The organism is Streptomyces sp. x-19, assembly GCF_046549115.1.
Classification (GTDB): domain Bacteria; phylum Actinomycetota; class Actinomycetes; order Streptomycetales; family Streptomycetaceae; genus Streptomyces; species Streptomyces albulus_C.
Genome location: NZ_JAJPWK010000010.1, coordinates 197,273 through 214,732 on the forward strand (window position 1 = coordinate 197,273; position 17,460 = coordinate 214,732).

General features: G+C 69.9%; 12 protein-coding genes. 4 read left to right on the forward strand and 8 right to left on the reverse strand.

Annotated features, from left to right (window positions below; all coding sequences use genetic code 11):
* Nucleotides 1-17 precede the first annotated feature (17 nt).
* From ACLJT4_RS23750 to ACLJT4_RS23775, 6 genes are all read right to left on the reverse strand, one after another.
* A complete protein-coding gene (locus tag ACLJT4_RS23750) occupies nt 18-689 on the reverse strand; it encodes a FadR/GntR family transcriptional regulator (protein WP_411124931.1) in 672 nt (223 codons plus the stop codon).
* A 90-nt stretch (nt 690-779) separates the two neighbouring features.
* Nucleotides 780-1,877 (reverse strand): LLM class flavin-dependent oxidoreductase, encoded by a 1,098-nt coding sequence (locus ACLJT4_RS23755; protein ID WP_411124933.1) that lies wholly within the window; start codon nt 1,875-1,877, stop codon nt 780-782.
* Nucleotides 1,878-2,116: 239 nt separating this feature from the next.
* Entirely contained in the window at nt 2,117-3,721 is a 1,605-nt protein-coding gene (locus ACLJT4_RS23760) for an FAD-dependent oxidoreductase (RefSeq protein WP_411124935.1), read from the reverse strand.
* Nucleotides 3,722-3,734: 13 nt separating this feature from the next.
* On the reverse strand, nt 3,735-5,291 hold the full coding sequence (gene glpK / locus ACLJT4_RS23765) for a glycerol kinase GlpK (protein WP_411124937.1): 1,557 nt from the start codon (nt 5,289-5,291) through the stop codon (nt 3,735-3,737).
* A 46-nt stretch (nt 5,292-5,337) separates the two neighbouring features.
* A complete protein-coding gene (locus ACLJT4_RS23770; protein ID WP_275465392.1) occupies nt 5,338-6,126 on the reverse strand; it encodes an MIP/aquaporin family protein in 789 nt (262 codons plus the stop codon).
* 227 nt (nt 6,127-6,353) lie between these two features.
* Nucleotides 6,354-7,118 carry an IclR family transcriptional regulator gene (locus ACLJT4_RS23775; protein ID WP_411124939.1) on the reverse strand — a complete coding sequence of 255 codons (765 nt, stop codon included), beginning with the start codon at nt 7,116-7,118 and terminating at the stop codon, nt 6,354-6,356.
* A 238-nt stretch (nt 7,119-7,356) separates the two neighbouring features.
* On the opposite strand from ACLJT4_RS23775, the gene metH reads away from it, so the two are divergent.
* The 4 genes from metH (at nt 7,357) to ACLJT4_RS23795 (ending at nt 15,463) form a co-directional block, all read left to right on the forward strand.
* Nucleotides 7,357-10,866: a methionine synthase gene (gene metH, locus ACLJT4_RS23780; protein ID WP_411124941.1), complete on the forward strand. Its 3,510-nt coding sequence runs from the start codon at nt 7,357-7,359 to the stop codon at nt 10,864-10,866.
* 226 nt (nt 10,867-11,092) lie between these two features.
* Nucleotides 11,093-11,806 carry an HAD family hydrolase gene (locus tag ACLJT4_RS23785; RefSeq protein ID WP_411124943.1) on the forward strand — a complete coding sequence of 238 codons (714 nt, stop codon included), beginning with the start codon at nt 11,093-11,095 and terminating at the stop codon, nt 11,804-11,806.
* Nucleotides 11,807-12,166: 360 nt separating this feature from the next.
* Nucleotides 12,167-13,774 carry an ABC transporter substrate-binding protein gene (locus ACLJT4_RS23790; protein ID WP_411124945.1) on the forward strand — a complete coding sequence of 536 codons (1,608 nt, stop codon included), beginning with the start codon at nt 12,167-12,169 and terminating at the stop codon, nt 13,772-13,774.
* A gap of 93 nt (nt 13,775-13,867) precedes the next feature.
* Complete coding sequence (locus ACLJT4_RS23795) at nt 13,868-15,463, forward strand: ABC transporter substrate-binding protein (RefSeq protein WP_411124947.1); 1,596 nt, start codon at nt 13,868-13,870, stop codon at nt 15,461-15,463.
* A gap of 97 nt (nt 15,464-15,560) precedes the next feature.
* Here ACLJT4_RS23795 and ACLJT4_RS23800 read toward each other — a convergent pair whose 3' ends face one another.
* A complete protein-coding gene (locus ACLJT4_RS23800) occupies nt 15,561-16,232 on the reverse strand; it encodes a response regulator (protein ID WP_020929992.1) in 672 nt (223 codons plus the stop codon).
* Between the two features lie 25 nt (nt 16,233-16,257).
* Entirely contained in the window at nt 16,258-17,295 is a 1,038-nt protein-coding gene (locus tag ACLJT4_RS23805) for a RecB family exonuclease (protein ID WP_411124950.1), read from the reverse strand.
* Between the last annotated feature and the right edge of the window lie 165 nt (nt 17,296-17,460).

Below are 17,460 nucleotides of genomic sequence, written 5' to 3' on the forward strand. Positions count from 1 at the left end.
GGTGGCCGCGGGCGTCCTCACAGCGACGCCCGCAGCCACTGCTCCACGCTGGCGACGTGCACCGTCGCCCACGCCCGCGCCGCCTCGGCGTCCCCGTCGCGCAGCGCACCGAGGATCGCCCGGTGCTCGGCGAGGGTGCGGGCGACCGCGTCCTTTTGGGTCAGCCCGCGCCAGATCCTGGCGCGGGTGGTCGGCCCGGACAGGCCGTCCAACAGCGAGCAGAGCACCGAGTTGCCGGCCGCGGCGACGATCCGACGGTGGAACTCCAGGTCGCCGGCGATCAGTTCCTCCAGCGCCGGCTCGGGTCCCAGTGCGTCCAACGCGGCCTGGAGGGCGTCCAGTTCGGACGCCGGGAGTCGCCCGGCGGCCATGCCGGTGGCGGCCGGCTCCAGGATCCGGCGCACGGCGAGGAACTCCAGCACCGTGTCGTCGCGGTGGAAGTCCACCACGAAGCTCATCGCCTCCAGCAGGAGTTGCGGGTCCAGGCTGGTGACGTAGGTGCCGTCGCCCTGCCGGACGTCCAGGATGCGGATCAGCGACAGCGCGCGCACCGCCTCCCGCAGGGAGTTGCGCGACAGCCCCAGTTCCGCGGCGAGTTCGCTCTCCCTGGGCAGCCGGTCGCCCGGCCGCAGCGCACCGGAGACGATCATCCCCTTGATCTTCTCGATGGCCTCGTCGGTGACCGCCATGGCCGTCCTTCCCGTCCGGACCCGCCCGGACGCCGCGGGGTGCGGCCCCAGACCTCCGATGTCTGGGGCATTATGACCCGCGGCGCCCGGTCAGCGCCCGTCCCCGTCCACCCCGATCCCGCCCGCCGCGTCCTCCCACAGCGTGCTGGGCGCCTCGCGCCGGACCACCGGCGCGACCTCCTCGGCGAACCGCTGCAATGTCTCCAACTGTTCGCCGTGCTCCAGGCCGAAGCCGTCGACGGTGATCGACTGGAGGTCGTGCCCGTACACCGCGTGGTAGCCGAGGATCTTGTCGATGACCTGCTGCGGCGAGCCGATCAGTTGCGGCCCGTTCGCGATGGCGTCCTCGATGGTGCGGAACGGGGTGTTGTACCCGGCCTTGCCGGCCAGGTGCGGTCGGAAGGTCTGGGCGACCTTCGCCTCGTAGAGGTCCTTGTAGCGGGCGATCGCCGCCCGCTCGCTGTCGGCGAGCAGCAGCCCGCCGGAGCCGGCGGCCACCCGGGCCCGTGCCGGATCGTGGCCGTACGCGGCGAACCGCTCGCGGTAGTGCGCGATCAACTCGGCGTACGCGGCCCGCGGTTGGACGGCGTTGGCGGTGAACAGCGGATCGCCGTGCTTCGCCGCGAGCTCGGGGGAGTTGCGGCTGGTGGCCGAGCCGTGCCAGATCCGCGGCGGACCGCCGTACGGGCGCGGCACGGTCGTCACGTCCTTCAGCGGCGGCCGGAACTCGCCCGACCAGTCGACGTGCTCCTCGCTCCACAACCGGCGCAGCAGCTCGTACTTCTCGGCCTGGAGGTCCCACTGCCGCGCCTCGTCGAGCCCGAAGAGGTCGAAGTGGCCGGCCTCCGCGCCCTTGCCGACGACGAGTTCGAGACGGCCGCGGGCGAGGTGGCTGAGGGTGGCGTAGTCCTCCGCGACCCGCACCGGGTCGAGGACCGCCACGACGGTCACCCCGGTCAGCAGCCGGATCCGGGAGGTCCGGGCGGCCAGCGCCCCCAGCACCACCGACGGGCTGGAGGACAGGAACGGCCCGGCGTGCCGTTCACCGACGGCGTACGCGTCGAAGCCGAGCCGTTCGGCCGCCACGGCGGTCTCGACGACCTCCGCGAACCGGTCGGCGGGGGAGGGCAGGTGACCGGTCAGCGGGTGCGGTGCGTGGCCGATCAGCGAGAGCACGGAGAATCGCATGGTGTCCTTCCGGCGTGGGTTCCGGCCGGGCGGACGGGCGCACTGCCGGCCCGCCGGCGGGTCCTCCCACTGTGCGCGCCGGACGTTGCCGCGGTGTGTCGGCACCGTGGCACCCGTGCGGCAGAAGCACCGCGGCGCGCGCCCCGTCCGGGACACGCGCCGTGGTGCTGCGTGCAAGGCGGTGGGGCGGCCTCCCGGCCGTCCCACCGCCGTTCACCGATCGCTCGGTCGAGGGTCCGTCAGTCCTCCAGCATGCCCTTGACGCGGGCCCGCACGCCCTCGGTGTCCAGCCCGCGGATGGTCAGCGTGGTCCGGCGGCGCAGTACGTCGTCGACGGTCTCGGCCCACTCGTGGTCCCGGGCGTAGGCGACCTGCGCCCAGATCTCCGGGGCGTCCGGGTGGATCCGCTCGGCCAGCGCCGGGTCCTCGTTCGCCAGCCGGGCGATGTCGAACGACAGCGAGCCGTAGTGCGTGGCGAGGTGCCGCGCGGTGTCGGCGGCCATCCGGGGGCCGGGCGTACCACCGTCGACCAGCAGTCGGTGGGCGACCGCGTTGGGGTTGGCGATGCCGGGCAGCGGGAGCTTCTTCGGCAGCTGCGAGATCGGCTCCATGTCCTCGGCCAGCGGGTGGCCGGGCAGGGCGGCGAGCTTGTTCATCACCGTGCGGCCGATGTGCCGGAAGGTCGTCCACTTGCCGCCGGCGACCGACAGCATCCCGCCGGAGCCCTCGGTGACCACCGTCTCGCGCTTGGCCTTGGAGGTGTCGCCGGGGCCGCCGGGCAGCACCCGCAGACCGGCGAACGAGTAGGTGATCAGGTCGCGGGAGAGCTGCTGGTCACGGACGGAGAAGGCGGCCTCGTCCAGGATCTGGGCGGTGTCCTTCTCGGTGACCGAGACGTCCGCCGGGTCGCCCTCGTACCCCTCGTCGGTGGTGCCGAGCAGCAGCATGTCCTCCCAGGGGAGGGCGAAGGTGATGCGGTACTTGTCGATCGGGGTGGCCAGCGCGGCCTTCCAGGGGGAGGTGCGCTTGAGGACCAGGTGCGCGCCCTTGGACAGGCGGATGGAGGGGGCCGCGTTGGGGTCCTCCATCTTGCGCAGGTGGTCGACCCAGGGGCCGGTGGCGTTGAGCACCAGGCGGGCGTTGACGCCGAACTCGCTGCCGTCCAGGCGGTCCTTGAGCTCGGCGCCGGTGACCCGGCCCTGGGTGAAGCGCAGGCCGGTGACCTCGGAGTGGTTGAGGACCGTGGCGCCGGCCTCGACCGCCGCGCGGACGGTCATCAGCGCCATCCGGGAGTCGTTCATCTGGTCGTCGCCGTACACGGCCACGGCCTTGAGGTTCTCCGTGCGCAGCTCCGGCACGTCCCGCTGGGCCTTGGCCGGGCTTATGACGTGGCCGACGCCGTCGCCGAACGCGGACAGCGCGGAGTAGGCGAAGACGCCCGCGCCGAGCTTGGCCGCGCCGTGCGGGCCGCCCTTGTAGACCGGCAGGTAGAAGGTGAGCGGGTTGGCCAGGTGCGGGGCCACTTGGCGGGAGACCGCGCGCCGCTCGAAGTGGTTCTCCGCGACCAGCTTGACCGCGCCGGTCTGCAGGTAGCGCAGACCGCCGTGCAGCAGCTTGGAGGACGCGGAGGAGGTGGCGCCGGCGAAGTCGCCGGCGTCCACCAGGGCAACCCGCAGTCCGGCCTGCGCGGCATGCCAGGCGGTGGAGATGCCCAGGATGCCGCCGCCGATCACCAGGAGGTCGTACGTCGCCTTGGACAGCTGCTCCCGGGTTTCGGCGCGGCTCGGCAGGGAACCGGCGGCCGGGTGCGTCCCGAGGGCCGGGACGCTCTGCAGGGTGCTCATGATGTGCTCCTCGTCAGCTCTCGTCGTCGAGCCAGCCCATGGTCCGCTCAACGGCCTTGAGCCAGTTCTTGTACTCGCGGTCACGGATGGCCGCGTCCATGCGGGGGGTCCACTCGGCGGCCCGACGCCAGTTGGCGCGCAGTTCGTCGGTGCTGGACCAGAAGCCGACGGCCAGACCGGCCGCGTAGGCAGCGCCGAGGCAGGTGGTCTCGGCGACCATCGGGCGCACCACGGGGGCGTCCAGGAAGTCCGAGATCGTCTGCATCAGCAGGTTGTTGGAGGTCATTCCGCCGTCGACCTTGAGCGCGGTCAGGTCGACGCCGGAGTCCTTGGTCATGGCGTCGGTGATCTCGCGGGTCTGCCAGGCGGTGGCCTCAAGGACGGCACGGGCGATGTGCGCCTTGGTGACGTACCGGGTCAGGCCGGCGATGACGCCGCGGGCGTCCGAGCGCCAGTAGGGGGCGAACAGGCCGGAGAAGGCCGGCACGAAGTACGCGCCGCCGTTGTCCTCGACGGTGCTGGCCAGCGTCTCGATCTCGGCCGCGCTGTTGATCAGCCCCATCTGGTCGCGCATCCACTGGACGAGCGAGCCGGTGACGGCGATGGAGCCTTCCAGGGCGTAGACCGGCTGCTGGTCGCCGATCCGGTAGCCGACCGTGGTCAGCAGCCCGTTGTAGGAGTTCACCGGCTGGTGGCCGGTGTTCATCAGCATGAAGGTGCCGGTGCCGTACGTGGACTTGGCCTCGCCCTCGGCGAAGCAGGTCTGGCCGAAGAGCGCGGCCTGCTGGTCGCCGAGTGCGGAGGCGACCGGGACGCCTTCGAGCACCCCGGCGGCGGTGGTGCCGTAGACCTCGGCGGAGGAGCGGATCTCCGGCAGCAGGGCCGCCGGGATGCCCAGCGAGTCCAGAATCCGCTCGTCCCACTGCAGGGTGTGCAGGTTCATCAGGAGGGTGCGCGAGGCGTTGGTCACGTCGGTGACGTGCCGACCGCCGTTGACGCCGCCGGTGAGGTTCCAGATGACCCAGGAGTCCATGGTGCCGAAGAGGATCTCGCCGCGCTCGGCGCGCTCGCGCAGCCCCTCGACGTTGTCCAGCAGCCAGCGGATCTTCGGGCCGGCGAAGTACGAGGCCAGCGGCAGGCCGGTCTCGCGACGGAAGCGGTCCTGGCCGACGTTGCGGCCCAGCTCCCGGCAGAGCCCGTCGGTGCGGGTGTCCTGCCAGACGATCGCGTTGTGGACCGGCTCACCGGTGTTCTTGTCCCAGAGCAGGGTGGTCTCGCGCTGGTTGGTGATGCCGATCGCCTTGACGTCGGCCGAGGTGAAGCCGGGGTTGCTCTGCGCGGCCTTGTCGATGGCGCCCTCGACGACCTGCTGGACGTTGGCCCAGATCTCGGCCGCATCGTGTTCGACCCAGCCCGGCTTGGGGAAGATCTGCTCGTGTTCCTTCTGGTCGACCGAGACGATCCGACCGTCCCGGTCGAAGACGATGCAGCGGCTGGAGGTGGTGCCCTGGTCGATCGCGGCGATGAACGGACCGTGGCCGTGCGAGGAGGTGCTGGGGGTGTCGCTCATGGTGTGCTCCAAGGTTCGGTGCGGGCGGCGGGGCGGGCGGGGCGGCTCAGGCGAACGCCAACTGGTAGATGCCCCCGGCGAGGGCGCCGCCGATCAGCGGGCCGACCACCGGGATCCAGGCGTAGCCCCAATCGGAACCACCCTTGTTCGGCAGCGGCAGCAGCGCGTGCACGATGCGCGGACCGAGGTCGCGGACCGGGTTGATGGCATACCCGGTCGGACCGCCCAGGGACAGGCCGATGCCGGTGACGACCAGGGCGACCAGCAGCGTGCCGATCGCGCCCACGCCCTTGCCGTTGTCGCTCAGCCCGAGGGTGAGGATCGCCAGCACGAGCACGATGGTGGCGATGATCTCGGTGACGAGGTTCTGCACCACGTTCCGGATCTCCGGGCCGGTGGAGAAGATGCCCAGCACCGGGCCGGCCTTCGGAGCGGCGGCCGGGTCGACCATGCCCTCCTCGCCGTTGTGACCGGCCAGCACCTCGGGGTCGGTCAGGTGCGCCCGGAACTGTCCGTAGTAGACCAGCCACACCAGCACCGCACCGATCAGGGCGCCGAGGAGCTCACCGGCGAAGTACACCGGCACCTGACTCCACTCGATGCCGCCCTTGATCGCGATGCCGATGGTGACGGCCGGGTTGAGGTGTGCGCCGGACTTCGCGGCGATGTAGGCACCCGTCAGCACGGCGAAGCCCCACCCGAAGGCGATGGCGACCCATCCGGCGTTGAACGCCTTGGAACGCTTGAAGGTGACGGCGGCGCAGACACCACCGCCCATCAAGACCAGAACAGCGGTACCGATGGTCTCGCTGATGAAGATGTCGGAGCTGGACACCCGCGACTCCTTTGTCCTTCGTCCAGGGGAAGGCGAACCCCGGGTCCCTCCGGTGGTCCGCACCCTCCGAGAGGGCGTTGGTCGGCCCGCGGCAGTCCACACCCTAACGCTTATTGCCGTTAGGTGTTCGGCAATGCCGACCGACGAACGGCAGTTTTATTTACCTCCCAGACCTCGTCAAGGGTTCTGTGGCGAAAAACTTAGGTGAACATTTGAGACATAGGGGGTCAGAATCGCCCTGCGCCCAGGTCGCGAGAGACCGCACGTGCGCAATCCCTCACAGCAGCGACGATTTCCGGCCGCAGTTCGCCGTCGCGGCACACCCGCTCCACGGCCCCTGTGACCCCCACCGCGCCCACCGGCATCCGGCGCCGGTCATGGATCGGAGCGGCGATCGAGGCCACGCCCTCCCAGGTCTCCTCCACGTCCGCGGCCCAGCCGCGCGCCCGCGTGAGGTCCAGCACCGTCTCGAAGTCCGCCAGGCCGGTCGTGGTCCGCGGCGTGAACGCCTCCCGGCCGGTCTCCACGGCCTCGCTGTGCGCCACCGGGTCGTACGCCGACAGCACCTTCCCCAGCGCCGTGCTGTGCAGCGGCTGCATCGCGCCGACCTCCAGCACCTGCCGGCTGTCGTCGGGGCGGAAGACGTGGTGCACGATCAGTACGCCCTGCTGGTGCAGGACGCCCAGGTAGACGCTCTCGCCGCTGGAGCGGGCCAGGTCGTCGGTCCACACCAGGGCGCGGGCCCGCAGCTCGTGGACGTCCAGGTAGCTGTTGCCCAGCCGCAGCAGCTCGGCACCGAGCTGGTAGCGGCCGGAAGCCTGGTCCTGCTCCACGAAGCCCTCCTGCTGGAGCGTGCGCAGGATGCCGTGGGCGGTCCCCTTGGCCAGCCCCAAAGAGGAGGAGATGTCGGAGAGGCCCAGTCGCCGTTCTCCCCCCGCGAGCAGCCGCAGCATGGCGGCTGCTCGCTCCAGCGACTGGATGGTGCGTGCCATCGGGCGACCTCCGAAGTATCTGGTTCGACAATGCTGAACGATATCGGCCCATGCCGACCGTGGGGAGTGGGTTGGGCCTTCGACGATCATGGATAACGGACCGAGCCGCGCTCAGGCGCCGCTGTCCACGCCGTGGAATGGTGAACACCTGTCCCGGCCCGGAAGCTACGCTGGCCGGGTGCGCCCTCTTCAGGAGGGGTGCAAAGCCGACAGCCGTCGCAACCACGGGAGCACCTCCATGGCTTCGAATACGCCCTCGTCCACCAGCTCGTCCCGCGTCACCGCGTTCCGCGAAGCGCTTGCTTCCCGGGTCGTGGTTGCCGACGGTGCGATGGGCACGATGTTGCAGGCGCAGGATCCGTCCATGGAGGACTTCGAGCAGCTGGAGGGCTGCAACGAGATCCTCAATCTCACCCGGCCGGACATCGTGCGTTCGGTGCACGAGGAGTACTTCGCGGTGGGTGTGGACTGTGTGGAGACCAACACCTTCGGTGCGAACTTCGCGGCGTTGGCGGAGTACGACATCGCCGATCGCGTTTTCGAGCTGTCGCAGGCCGGTGCGGCGATCGCGCGGGAGGTCGCGGACGAGTTCACCGCGTCGAGCGGGCAGCAGCGGTTCGTGTTGGGTTCGATGGGGCCGGGCACGAAGCTGCCGACGTTGGGGCACGTCGACTACGTGACGTTGCGCGATGCCTTCCAGCAGAACGCCGAGGGCATGATCGTCGGTGGTGCGGACGCGTTGCTGGTGGAGACCACGCAGGATTTGTTGCAGACCAAGGCCGCCGTGCTGGGCGCGCGGCGTGCGCTGGTGGCGACTGGTACGGATCTGCCGGTCATCTGTTCGGTGACGGTGGAGACGACCGGCACGATGTTGCTGGGGTCGGAGATCGGGGCGGCGCTGACGGCGTTGGAGCCGTTGGGCATCGACATGATCGGTCTGAACTGTGCGACCGGACCGGCGGAGATGAGCGAGCACCTGCGCTATCTGGCCCGCCATTCGCGTATTCCGTTGTCGTGTATGCCCAATGCGGGTCTGCCGGTGTTGGGCAAGGACGGTGCGCACTATCCGCTGACGCCGGCCGAGCTGGCCGATGCGCAGGAGACGTTCGTGCGGGAGTACGGGCTGTCGTTGGTGGGTGGGTGCTGCGGTACGACGCCGGAGCATCTGCGGCGGGTGGTGGAGCGGGTGCGGGGGGCCGCTCTGAGTGAGCGTGTGGTGCGTCCGGAGCCCGGTGCGGCCTCCCTCTACCAGACGGTGCCGTTCCGTCAGGACACCTCCTACTTGGCGATCGGTGAGCGGACCAACGCCAACGGGTCGAAGAAGTTCCGTGAGGCGATGCTGGACGGTCGCTGGGACGACTGTGTGGAGATGGCCCGGGAGCAGATCCGCGAGGGCGCGCACCTGCTCGACCTGTGCGTGGACTACGTGGGTCGCGACGGTGTGGCCGACATGGCGGAGCTGGCCGGCCGCTTCGCCACCGCCTCCACGTTGCCGATCGTGTTGGACTCCACCGAACTGGAAGTGATCCAGGCGGGCCTGGAGAAGCTCGGTGGCCGTGCGGTGATCAACTCGGTGAACTACGAGGATGGTGACGGGCCGGAGTCGCGGTTTGTGAAGGTGACGCGGCTGGCGGCCGAGCATGGTGCGGCGTTGATCGCGTTGACCATCGATGAGGTGGGTCAGGCGCGCACGGCGGAGAAGAAGGTGGAGATCGCCGAGCGGTTGATCGCCGACCTGACGGGCAACTGGGGCATTCTCGAGTCGGACATCCTCATCGACACCCTGACCTTCACCATCTGCACCGGTCAGGAGGAGTCCCGCAAGGACGGCATCGCCACCATCGAGGCGATCCGGGAGCTGAAGAAGCGGCATCCGGACGTCCAGACCACGCTGGGACTGTCCAACATCTCCTTCGGCCTGAATCCGGCCGCGCGCATCGTGTTGAACTCCGTCTTCCTGGACGAGTGCGTCAAGGCGGGCCTGGACTCCGCGATCGTGCACGCCTCGAAGATCCTGCCGATCGCGCGCTTCGACGAGGAGCAGGTCACGGTGGCGCGGGATCTGATCTACGACCGGCGGGCCGAGGGTTATGACCCGCTGCAGAAGTTGATGGAGCTCTTCGAGGGTGCGACGGCCAAGTCGCTCAAGGCTGGTCAGGCCGAGGAGTTGGCGGCGTTGCCGTTGGACGAGCGGCTCAAGCGGCGGATCATCGACGGGGAGAAGAACGGCCTGGAGGCCGATCTTGAGGCGGCGTTGGCCGAGCGTCCGGCGTTGGACATCGTCAACGAGACGTTGCTGGACGGTATGAAGGTGGTCGGTGAGCTGTTCGGCTCCGGTCAGATGCAGTTGCCGTTCGTGTTGCAGTCGGCCGAGGTGATGAAGGGTGCGGTGGCTTATCTGGAGCCGCACATGGAGAAGTCCGACGATGAGGGCAAGGGCACGATCGTGCTGGCCACGGTGCGTGGCGACGTCCATGACATCGGTAAGAACCTCGTCGACATCATCTTGTCCAACAACGGCTACAACGTCGTCAACCTCGGGATCAAGCAGCCGGTTTCGGCGATCTTGGAGGCGGCCGAGGAGCACAAGGCCGACGTGATCGGCATGTCGGGGTTGCTGGTGAAGTCCACGGTGATCATGAAGGAGAACCTTCAGGAGCTCAACCAGCGCAAGATGGCCGCCGACTACCCCGTCATCCTCGGCGGTGCCGCCCTGACCCGCGCCTACGTCGAACAGGACCTCCACGAGATCTACGAGGGCGAAGTCCGCTACGCCCGGGACGCGTTCGAGGGTCTGCGGTTGATGGACGCGTTGATCGCGGTCAAGCGCGGGGTGCCCGGCGCCACCCTGCCCGAGCTCAAGCAGCGGCGGGTGGCCAAGCGGGACGTGCAGGTCTCGGAGCCGGAGCCGGAGCAGGGCGCGATCCGTTCCGACGTGGCCGTCGACAACGCGGTGCCCACCCCGCCGTTCTGGGGCACCCGGGTCATCAAGGGCATCCAGCTCAAGGAGTACGCCTCCTGGTTGGACGAGGGCGCCCTGTTCAAGGGTCAGTGGGGGCTCAAGCAGGCCCGCACCGGCGAGGGCCCCAGCTACGAGGAGCTGGTGGAGAGCGAGGGTCGGCCGCGGCTGCGCGGCTGGCTGGACAAGCTCCAGACCGAGAACCTCCTGGAGGCGGCCGTCGTCTACGGCTACTTCCCGTGCGTCTCCAAGGGCGACGACCTGATCCTGTTGGGCGAGGACGGCACCGAGCGGACGCGGTTCACCTTCCCGCGGCAGCGGCGCGGTCGGCGCCTGTGCCTGGCCGACTTCTTCCGCCCCGAGGACTCCGGCGAGACCGACGTGGTCGGCCTCCAGGTCGTCACCGTCGGTTCGCGGATCGGCGCGGCCACCGCAGAGCTGTTCGAGGCCAACTCCTACCGCGACTACCTCGAACTGCACGGTCTGTCCGTGCAGTTGGCGGAGGCGCTGGCCGAGTACTGGCACGCCCGGGTCCGCGGCGAACTCGGCTTCGGCGGGGAGGACCCGGCCGACGTCGAGGACATGTTCGCGCTGAAGTACCGCGGCGCCCGGTTCTCCCTCGGCTACGGCGCCTGCCCCGACCTGGAGGACCGCGCCAAGATCGCCGACCTCCTCCAGCCCGAACGGATCGGCGTCCAGCTCTCCGAGGAGTTCCAGCTCCACCCCGAGCAGTCCACCGACGCCCTCGTCATCCACCACCCGGAAGCCAAGTACTTCAACGCGCGGTAGTGCGGTGGCGCGTCCGGGGCCCGGGGTACGTCCCGGCTCCGGCGGTGACGCACCGTAGCGGCGGTCCCGGCGGGACGCCCGGGGAAGCGGATCCTCCGCACTCCCCGGGCGTTTCGCCGCACTCGGTCGTACACTTATCGGTCCGGTAGTGGCCGGTCGTTTCCCCCCACCGGGGAGGCGGCCGGCCCTTTCGTCCCTCCGGGGGCGTCCTCAGGGAGGTGGATGGATGACCAGCAGCATCCCCGCAGTCGGCACCCGCTCGGCCGAAGCCGCGACCCTCCAGGCCGTCTTCCTCGATCTGGACGGCACGCTCGTCGACACCGAGGGCTTCTGGTGGGAGGCCGAGGCCGAGGTCTTCGCCCGCCTCGGCCACACCCTCGACGACCGCCACCGGGAGGTCGTGGTCGGCGGGCCGATGTCCCGCAGCGCCGGCTACCTGCTCCGCGAGACGGGCGCGGACATCGGCCTGACGGAGCTGAGCACCCTGCTCAACGAGGCGTTCGTGGCCCGCATCGGCCGCGGGGTGCCGCTGATGCCGGGCGCCCGCCGGCTGCTGTCCGAGCTGGCCGCCCACAGGCTGCCCGCCGCGCTGGTCTCCGCCTCGCACCGGACCGTCATCGAGCAGATGCTGCACTCCCTCGGCCCGGAGAACTTCGCGCTGGTCGTCGCCGGCGACGACCTGATGCGGACCAAGCCGCACCCGGACCCGTATCTGACCGCCGCCGCGCGACTGGGCGTCGACCCTGCCCGGTGCGCCGTCGTCGAGGACACCCTGACCGGCGTGCGTGCGGGCGAGGCGGCCGGTTGCCGGGTGGTCGCGGTGCCCTCCGTGACACCCGTTCCCGCAGCTCCGGGGCGTACCGTGGTGCGCTCGCTCGAAGAAGTCGATCTCCCTTTTCTCCAGGCGCTCATCACGGAAAGCCGAGGGGTCGTGCACTGAGCGTATTGCACGCAATGCCCGGGAACTCACGGCAGCGGGCCGCTTATTTTCCGTGACGAATACCCGGGGGAATTCACCCGGCGACCGGACCGCTAAGATGCGTGACGTTTCTCACGCGTCGGGCCGTCGACAGGGGGCTCGGCCGGTGTTCCAAAGGGGTCCTCCGGTGGTTTCTACGGGGGTAAGTGTCCGGATTGGTGGGGCAACGTGCGATACGTTCCGCCGTCCGGATATCGATCACCGAGTCCCCGTTATCCGACCGCCATATCGCTGTAACTTCCTTGCGTCGATGACCCGCTGGCGGCGCCTACTAATCTCGACGCGAGCAACACCTCTGCGCTGATAAGGAACCTGCCGACGATGAATCGCAAGACCTTGGTGCTGCCGGCGCTGGCCGGTCTCCTCGCCCCGGCTCTCGCTGCTTGCGGCAACACCGACGGCGCGGGCTCGAGCGGCTCGCCGATCGTCGTCGGCGTCGCCTCCCAGATCGAGGCCACCAAGGCGGCGCCCGCGCCCCTCGACCCGGCACAGGCGTACGACGTCGACGCCTGGAACGTGTTGCGCAGCACCTTCCAGACGCTGATGCGGCTGCCCCGCACCGGCACCGCCGTGGTGCCCGACGCCGCCGAGTCGTGCGGCTTCCGCGACACCCAGAACGAGCAGTACCGGTGCACGTTGCGCAGCGGCCTGAAGTTCTCCAACGGGCACGCGCTGACGGCGCAGGACGTGAAGTTCTCCATCGACCGGCTGCGGACCATCAACTACACCAACGGTCCGGTGTCGCTGCTCGACGACATCGACCGGGTCGAGACGCCCAGCGACAGCGAGGTGGTCTTCCACCTCACCAAGCCGGACGCCACCTTCCCGCAGAAGCTCGCCACCCCCGCCGCCGCCATCGTCGACAGTCAGGTCTACCCGAAGAACAGCCTCTACAAGGGCTGGGAGACCGTCGGCTCGGGCCCCTACGCGCTCACGACCGAGCACGCCGGCAACCGCCTCACCAAGGCCGTCTTCACCAAGAACCCCGAGTACAAGGGCGGGCTGACGGTGAAGAACGACAAGGTCGAGATGCGGTTCTTCGACGACTCCGCGGACATGGAGGCGGCGCTCCGCAAGGGCGACATCGACCTGCTGAGCCGCGGCCTGACGCCCGACCAGGTCAAGAGCCTGCAGAACTCCCGCGACAAGCACCTGATGCTCCAGGAGATGCCGGGCCAGGAGATCCGCTACCTCGCCTTCAACACCAAGGACCCGTCGGTCTCCAACAAGGCCGTCCGGCAGGCGATAGCGCAGGTCGTCAACCGCTCCCAGCTGGTGCGCGACGTCTACGCGTACACCGGCGACCCGCTGTACTCGCTGGTCCCCTCCGGCCTCACCGGGCACATCAACTCGTTCTACACGAAGTACGGCGACCCCGACGTCGCCGCGGCCCGGCAGACGCTCCAGCAGGCGAACATCACCACCCCGGTGAAGTTCACCCTGACCTACAGCAAGTACCACTACGGGCCGAACACCGCGAAGGAGTTCGCCGCCCTCCAGCAGCAGCTCAACAGCACCAAGCTGTTCGACGTCAGCATCAAGGGCATCGACCGCTGGCAGACGTTCCGCACCGACGAGTCGACGGGCAAGTACGCGGCCTTCGGCATGGGGTGGTTCGCCGACATCCCGGACGCGGACAACTACATCGCACCGTTCGTCGGCAAGGGGAACTTCCTCAACTCCCCGTACCGCAACGAGAAGATCGAGTCGCAGCTGATCCCGGCGACCCGCCAGCAGACCGACCGCAACGCCGCCGCGGCCGGCTTCAAGCAGGCCCAGGACATCCTGGCCGACGACGTCCCCTACCTGCCGCTGTGGCAGGGCAAGCAGTACGTCGCCGCCCGCGACAACATCACCGGCGTCGAATGGGCCCTCAACTCCTCCTCGGCGCTCCAGATCTGGGAGCTGGGCCGCGGCGTCTCCAGCTGACCGCCCGCCCCGCCCCGCCCCGCACCGAACCGTCCCCGCCGCGGCACCCCGCCGCGGCCCGACCGGCACCACCAGAACGTGAGGAACCACCGAGTGAAGCGTGACCAGTGGCTGTCCGCCCCGATCGGAGCGGGACTGGCGACAGTCCTGCTCGCGGTCGCCGGGTGCGGCACGGACACCTCGGAGTCGTCCGGCCACGGCGAGCCCGTCGTGATGGGCATGACCGACAAGGTCGTGGCCACCGACCCAGCCTCGGGCTATGACCCCGGCTCCTGGCTGCTGTTCAACAACGTCTTCCAGTCACTGCTCAGCTTCCCCAAGGGCGGCACCACCCCGGAACCGGAGGCCGCCGAGAGCTGCGGCTTCACCGGTTCCGACAGCAAGGTCTACCGCTGCACCCTCAAAGAGGGCCTGACCTTCAGCAACGGCGACAAGCTCACCGCCCAGGACGTCAAGTTCTCCTTCGACCGCATCAAGCGCATCAAGGACAAGAACGGCCCCGCCGTGATGTTCGCGGCGCTGGACGACGTCCAGACCCCGGACGACCGCACCGTGGTCTTCCACCTCAAGACGCCCGACGCCACCTTCCCCATGAAGATCGCCTCGGGCGCCGGCTCCATCGTCGACCACGCCGCCTACCCCGCGGACCGGCTGCGCACCGACGGCAAGGCCATCGGGTCCGGCGTCTACGCCCTGGACTCCTACGGCCCGCGGCAGGCCAAGTTCTCCGTCAACACCTCCTACAAGGGCCCCGCCAAGGCCAAGAACTCCGGGATGACCCTGAAGTTCTTCACCAACCGCGACCAGCTCAAGAAGGCCGTCCAGAGCGGCAGCATCGACGTCGCCTACCGCGGCCTGGCCATGAAGGACATCGCCGCACTGGACCGGGCGTCCCTGCACCAGCAGCACGGCACGCAGGTCGTCGAGGGCGGCAGCGCCGAGGTCATGCACCTGGTCTTCAACCTCAAGGACCCGGTAGCCGGCAAACTCGGCGTCCGCAAGGCCATCGCCTACCTCCTGGACCGCTCCACCCTCGTCCGGGACGTCTACCAGCGCACCGCCGAACCGCTCTACTCGGTCGTCCCGGCCGGCATCACCGGCCACAACACCGCCTTCTTCAACACCTACGGGGACCGCCCGCAGCCCGACAAGGCCGCCGCCGCCCTGCGCGACGCCGGCCTCCAGGGCAAGGTCCCGCTCACCCTGTGGGCCACCCCCGACCGGTTCGGCCCGGGCACCGTCCCCGCCGTCCAGGAGATCGCCGGCCAGCTCAACGCCAGCGGCCTGTTCGAGGCCAAGGTGCGCAGCGTGCCCACCGACGCGTACGACGAGGGCATGGCCGCCGGCCGGTTCGGCGTCTACGTCAAGGGCTGGATCCCCGACTATCCGGATCCGGACAACTTCACCCAGCCGTTCTTCGGCAAGGACAGCGTGCTGGGCAACCACTACAGCTCGCCGGAGATCACCGGCCGGCTGCTGCCCGAGACGGCCGACCAGCCCAACCGCGGCGCCACCAAGACCGCCTTCCGCGAGCTCCAGGACATCGTCGCCCAGGACCTGCCGGTGATACCGATCTGGCAGGGCAAGCAGTACGCGGTGGCCCGCCAGGGCATCGCCGGCCTGGAATGGACCCTGGACTCCTCGACGGTCTTCCGCTTCTGGGAGATCAGCAAGTCCGCCGGCGCCTGAGCCGGCCCGGCGCGCACGGACGACGGACGGCGGGGCCGGTCCGGGGACACCCAGACCGGCCCCGCCGCCGTTCGCACCTCGACCGCACGCGCCCCGACTACTGCGCGCCGGGCCGCACCAGCCCGCTCTCGTAGGCGTACACCGCGGCCTGCACCCGGTCGCGCAGCCCCAGCTTCGTCAGCACGTGCCCCACGTGTGTCTTCACGGTCGTCTCGCTGACGAACAGGTCCGCGGCGATCTCCGCGTTCGACAACCCGCGGGCCACCAGCTTCAACACCTCCACCTCCCGCTCGGTGAGCGTGTGGAGGGTGTCCGGCACCGGCTCCTCACCCGACGGCAGGTGCCCGGCGTACTTGTCCAACAGCCGGCGGGTGATGCTCGGCGCGAGCATCGCCTCGCCCCCCGCCACCACCCGGATCGCCTGCACCAGTTCGTTGGCCGGCGCGTCCTTGAGCAGGAACCCGCTGGCCCCGGCCCGCAGCGCCTCGACGACGTACTCGTCCAGGTCGAACGTGGTCAGCACCAGCACCTTCGCCGGACCGTCCTTGGCCGGGCCGGTGATCTGCCGGGTCGCCTCGACGCCGTCCATCCGCGGCATCCGGATGTCCATCAGCACCACGTCGGGCTGCAACGCCCGCACCTGCTCCAGCGCCTGGAGCCCGTCGCCCGCCTCACCGACGACCGCCAGATCCTGCTCGGCCTCCAGAATCATCCGGAAACCCGTACGCAGCAGGGGCTGGTCGTCGACCAGCAGGACGCGGATGGCCACAAGCTCTCCTTCAACGGGCGGCGATCTACTCGATCCGCTCCATTCTGCCCTGCGGCTCGCCCCCGCCCTCCGCCGGGCGCACCGGCGACGACGGCGTCTCCTGGGCGGCGGCCCCCGAACCCCCGGCCGACTCACCCGGCCCCCGCACCGACAACGGATACACCGGGGGAGTGCCGCCGAACTCCGGACAGTGCGCCTGGTGGTCGCACCAGCCGCACAACTTCGTCGGCCGCGGCCGCCAGTCACCGGTCTCCGTCGCCTGCCGGATGGCCTCCCACAGCGCCAGCAACTTCCGCTCCACGCCCCGCAGATCGCGCTCGTCCGGGTCGTACGTCAGCACGTCGCCGCTGCCCAGGTACACCAGCTGGAGCCGGCGCGGCACCACGCCCCGCAGCCGCCACACCACCAACGCGTAGAACTTCATCTGGAACAACGCGCCCTCGGCGAACTGCGGACGCGGCGCCTTCCCGGTCTTGTAGTCCACCAGGCGCACCTCGCCGGTCGGCGCCACGTCGACCCGGTCGATGAAGCCCCGCAGCCGCAGCCCGGAGTCCAGCACCGTCTCCACGTACAGCTCGCGGTCGGCCGGCTCCAGCCGCGTCGGATCCTCCAGCGTGAACCAGCGGTCCACCAGCGCCTCGGCCTCCGCCAGCCACTGGCCCAGCCGCGCCCCGTCCGCGTCGTCGGGGAACAGCTCGGCCAGCTCCGGGCGCTTGGCCAGCAACTTCTCCCACTCCGCCGGCACCAGCGCGCGGGCCCCGGCCGCCGTGCGCTGCCCCGCAGGCGCGTCGAAGAGCCGCTCCAGCACCGCGTGCACCACCGTGCCGCGGGTCGCCGCCGGACTCGGCTTCTCCGGCAGCTTGTCGATCACGCGGAAGCGGTAGAGCAGCGGGCACTGCATGAAGTCGCTGGCGCGCGACGGCGACAGCGCCACCGGTGGCTGCGCCCCGCCCTGCGCCGGCACCACGGCCCCCGCCGGCGCCGAACCCCCGGCGGGCCCCGCCGCCGACTCCGGCCCGCCGCCCGGCACGTCCGCCTCGGTCATCTCCGTGCTCGATCCCATGCCACAGAACCCTACGGCCCGCCACTGACAAGCGCGCTCGCGTCACCGACGGTGAGCCCACCGCCAGGTCCGCCCCCGCAACCGATCACGGCCGGAAGCTCCGCATACCATCGACGTCGGACACCTTTGCCCTGCATGATCGAGTTGTCAGACGGTGCAGGTGCC

Excerpts from the sequence above, each read along its gene's own strand:
- ACLJT4_RS23775 (WP_411124939.1), bottom strand. The coding sequence starts at position 7,118 with ATGGCACGCACCATCCAGTCGCTGGAGCGAGCAGCCGCCATGCTGCGG.
- ACLJT4_RS23805 (WP_411124950.1), bottom strand. The coding sequence starts at position 17,295 with ATGGGATCGAGCACGGAGATGACCGAGGCGGACGTGCCGGGCGGCGGG.
- ACLJT4_RS23760 (WP_411124935.1), bottom strand. The coding sequence starts at position 3,721 with ATGAGCACCCTGCAGAGCGTCCCGGCCCTCGGGACGCACCCGGCCGCC.
- ACLJT4_RS23790 (WP_411124945.1), top strand. The coding sequence starts at position 12,167 with ATGAATCGCAAGACCTTGGTGCTGCCGGCGCTGGCCGGTCTCCTCGCC.
- ACLJT4_RS23750 (WP_411124931.1), bottom strand. The coding sequence starts at position 689 with ATGGCGGTCACCGACGAGGCCATCGAGAAGATCAAGGGGATGATCGTC.
- ACLJT4_RS23785 (WP_411124943.1), top strand. The coding sequence starts at position 11,093 with ATGACCAGCAGCATCCCCGCAGTCGGCACCCGCTCGGCCGAAGCCGCG.
- ACLJT4_RS23755 (WP_411124933.1), bottom strand. The coding sequence starts at position 1,877 with ATGCGATTCTCCGTGCTCTCGCTGATCGGCCACGCACCGCACCCGCTG.
- metH (WP_411124941.1), top strand. The coding sequence starts at position 7,357 with ATGGCTTCGAATACGCCCTCGTCCACCAGCTCGTCCCGCGTCACCGCG.
- glpK (WP_411124937.1), bottom strand. The coding sequence starts at position 5,291 with ATGAGCGACACCCCCAGCACCTCCTCGCACGGCCACGGTCCGTTCATC.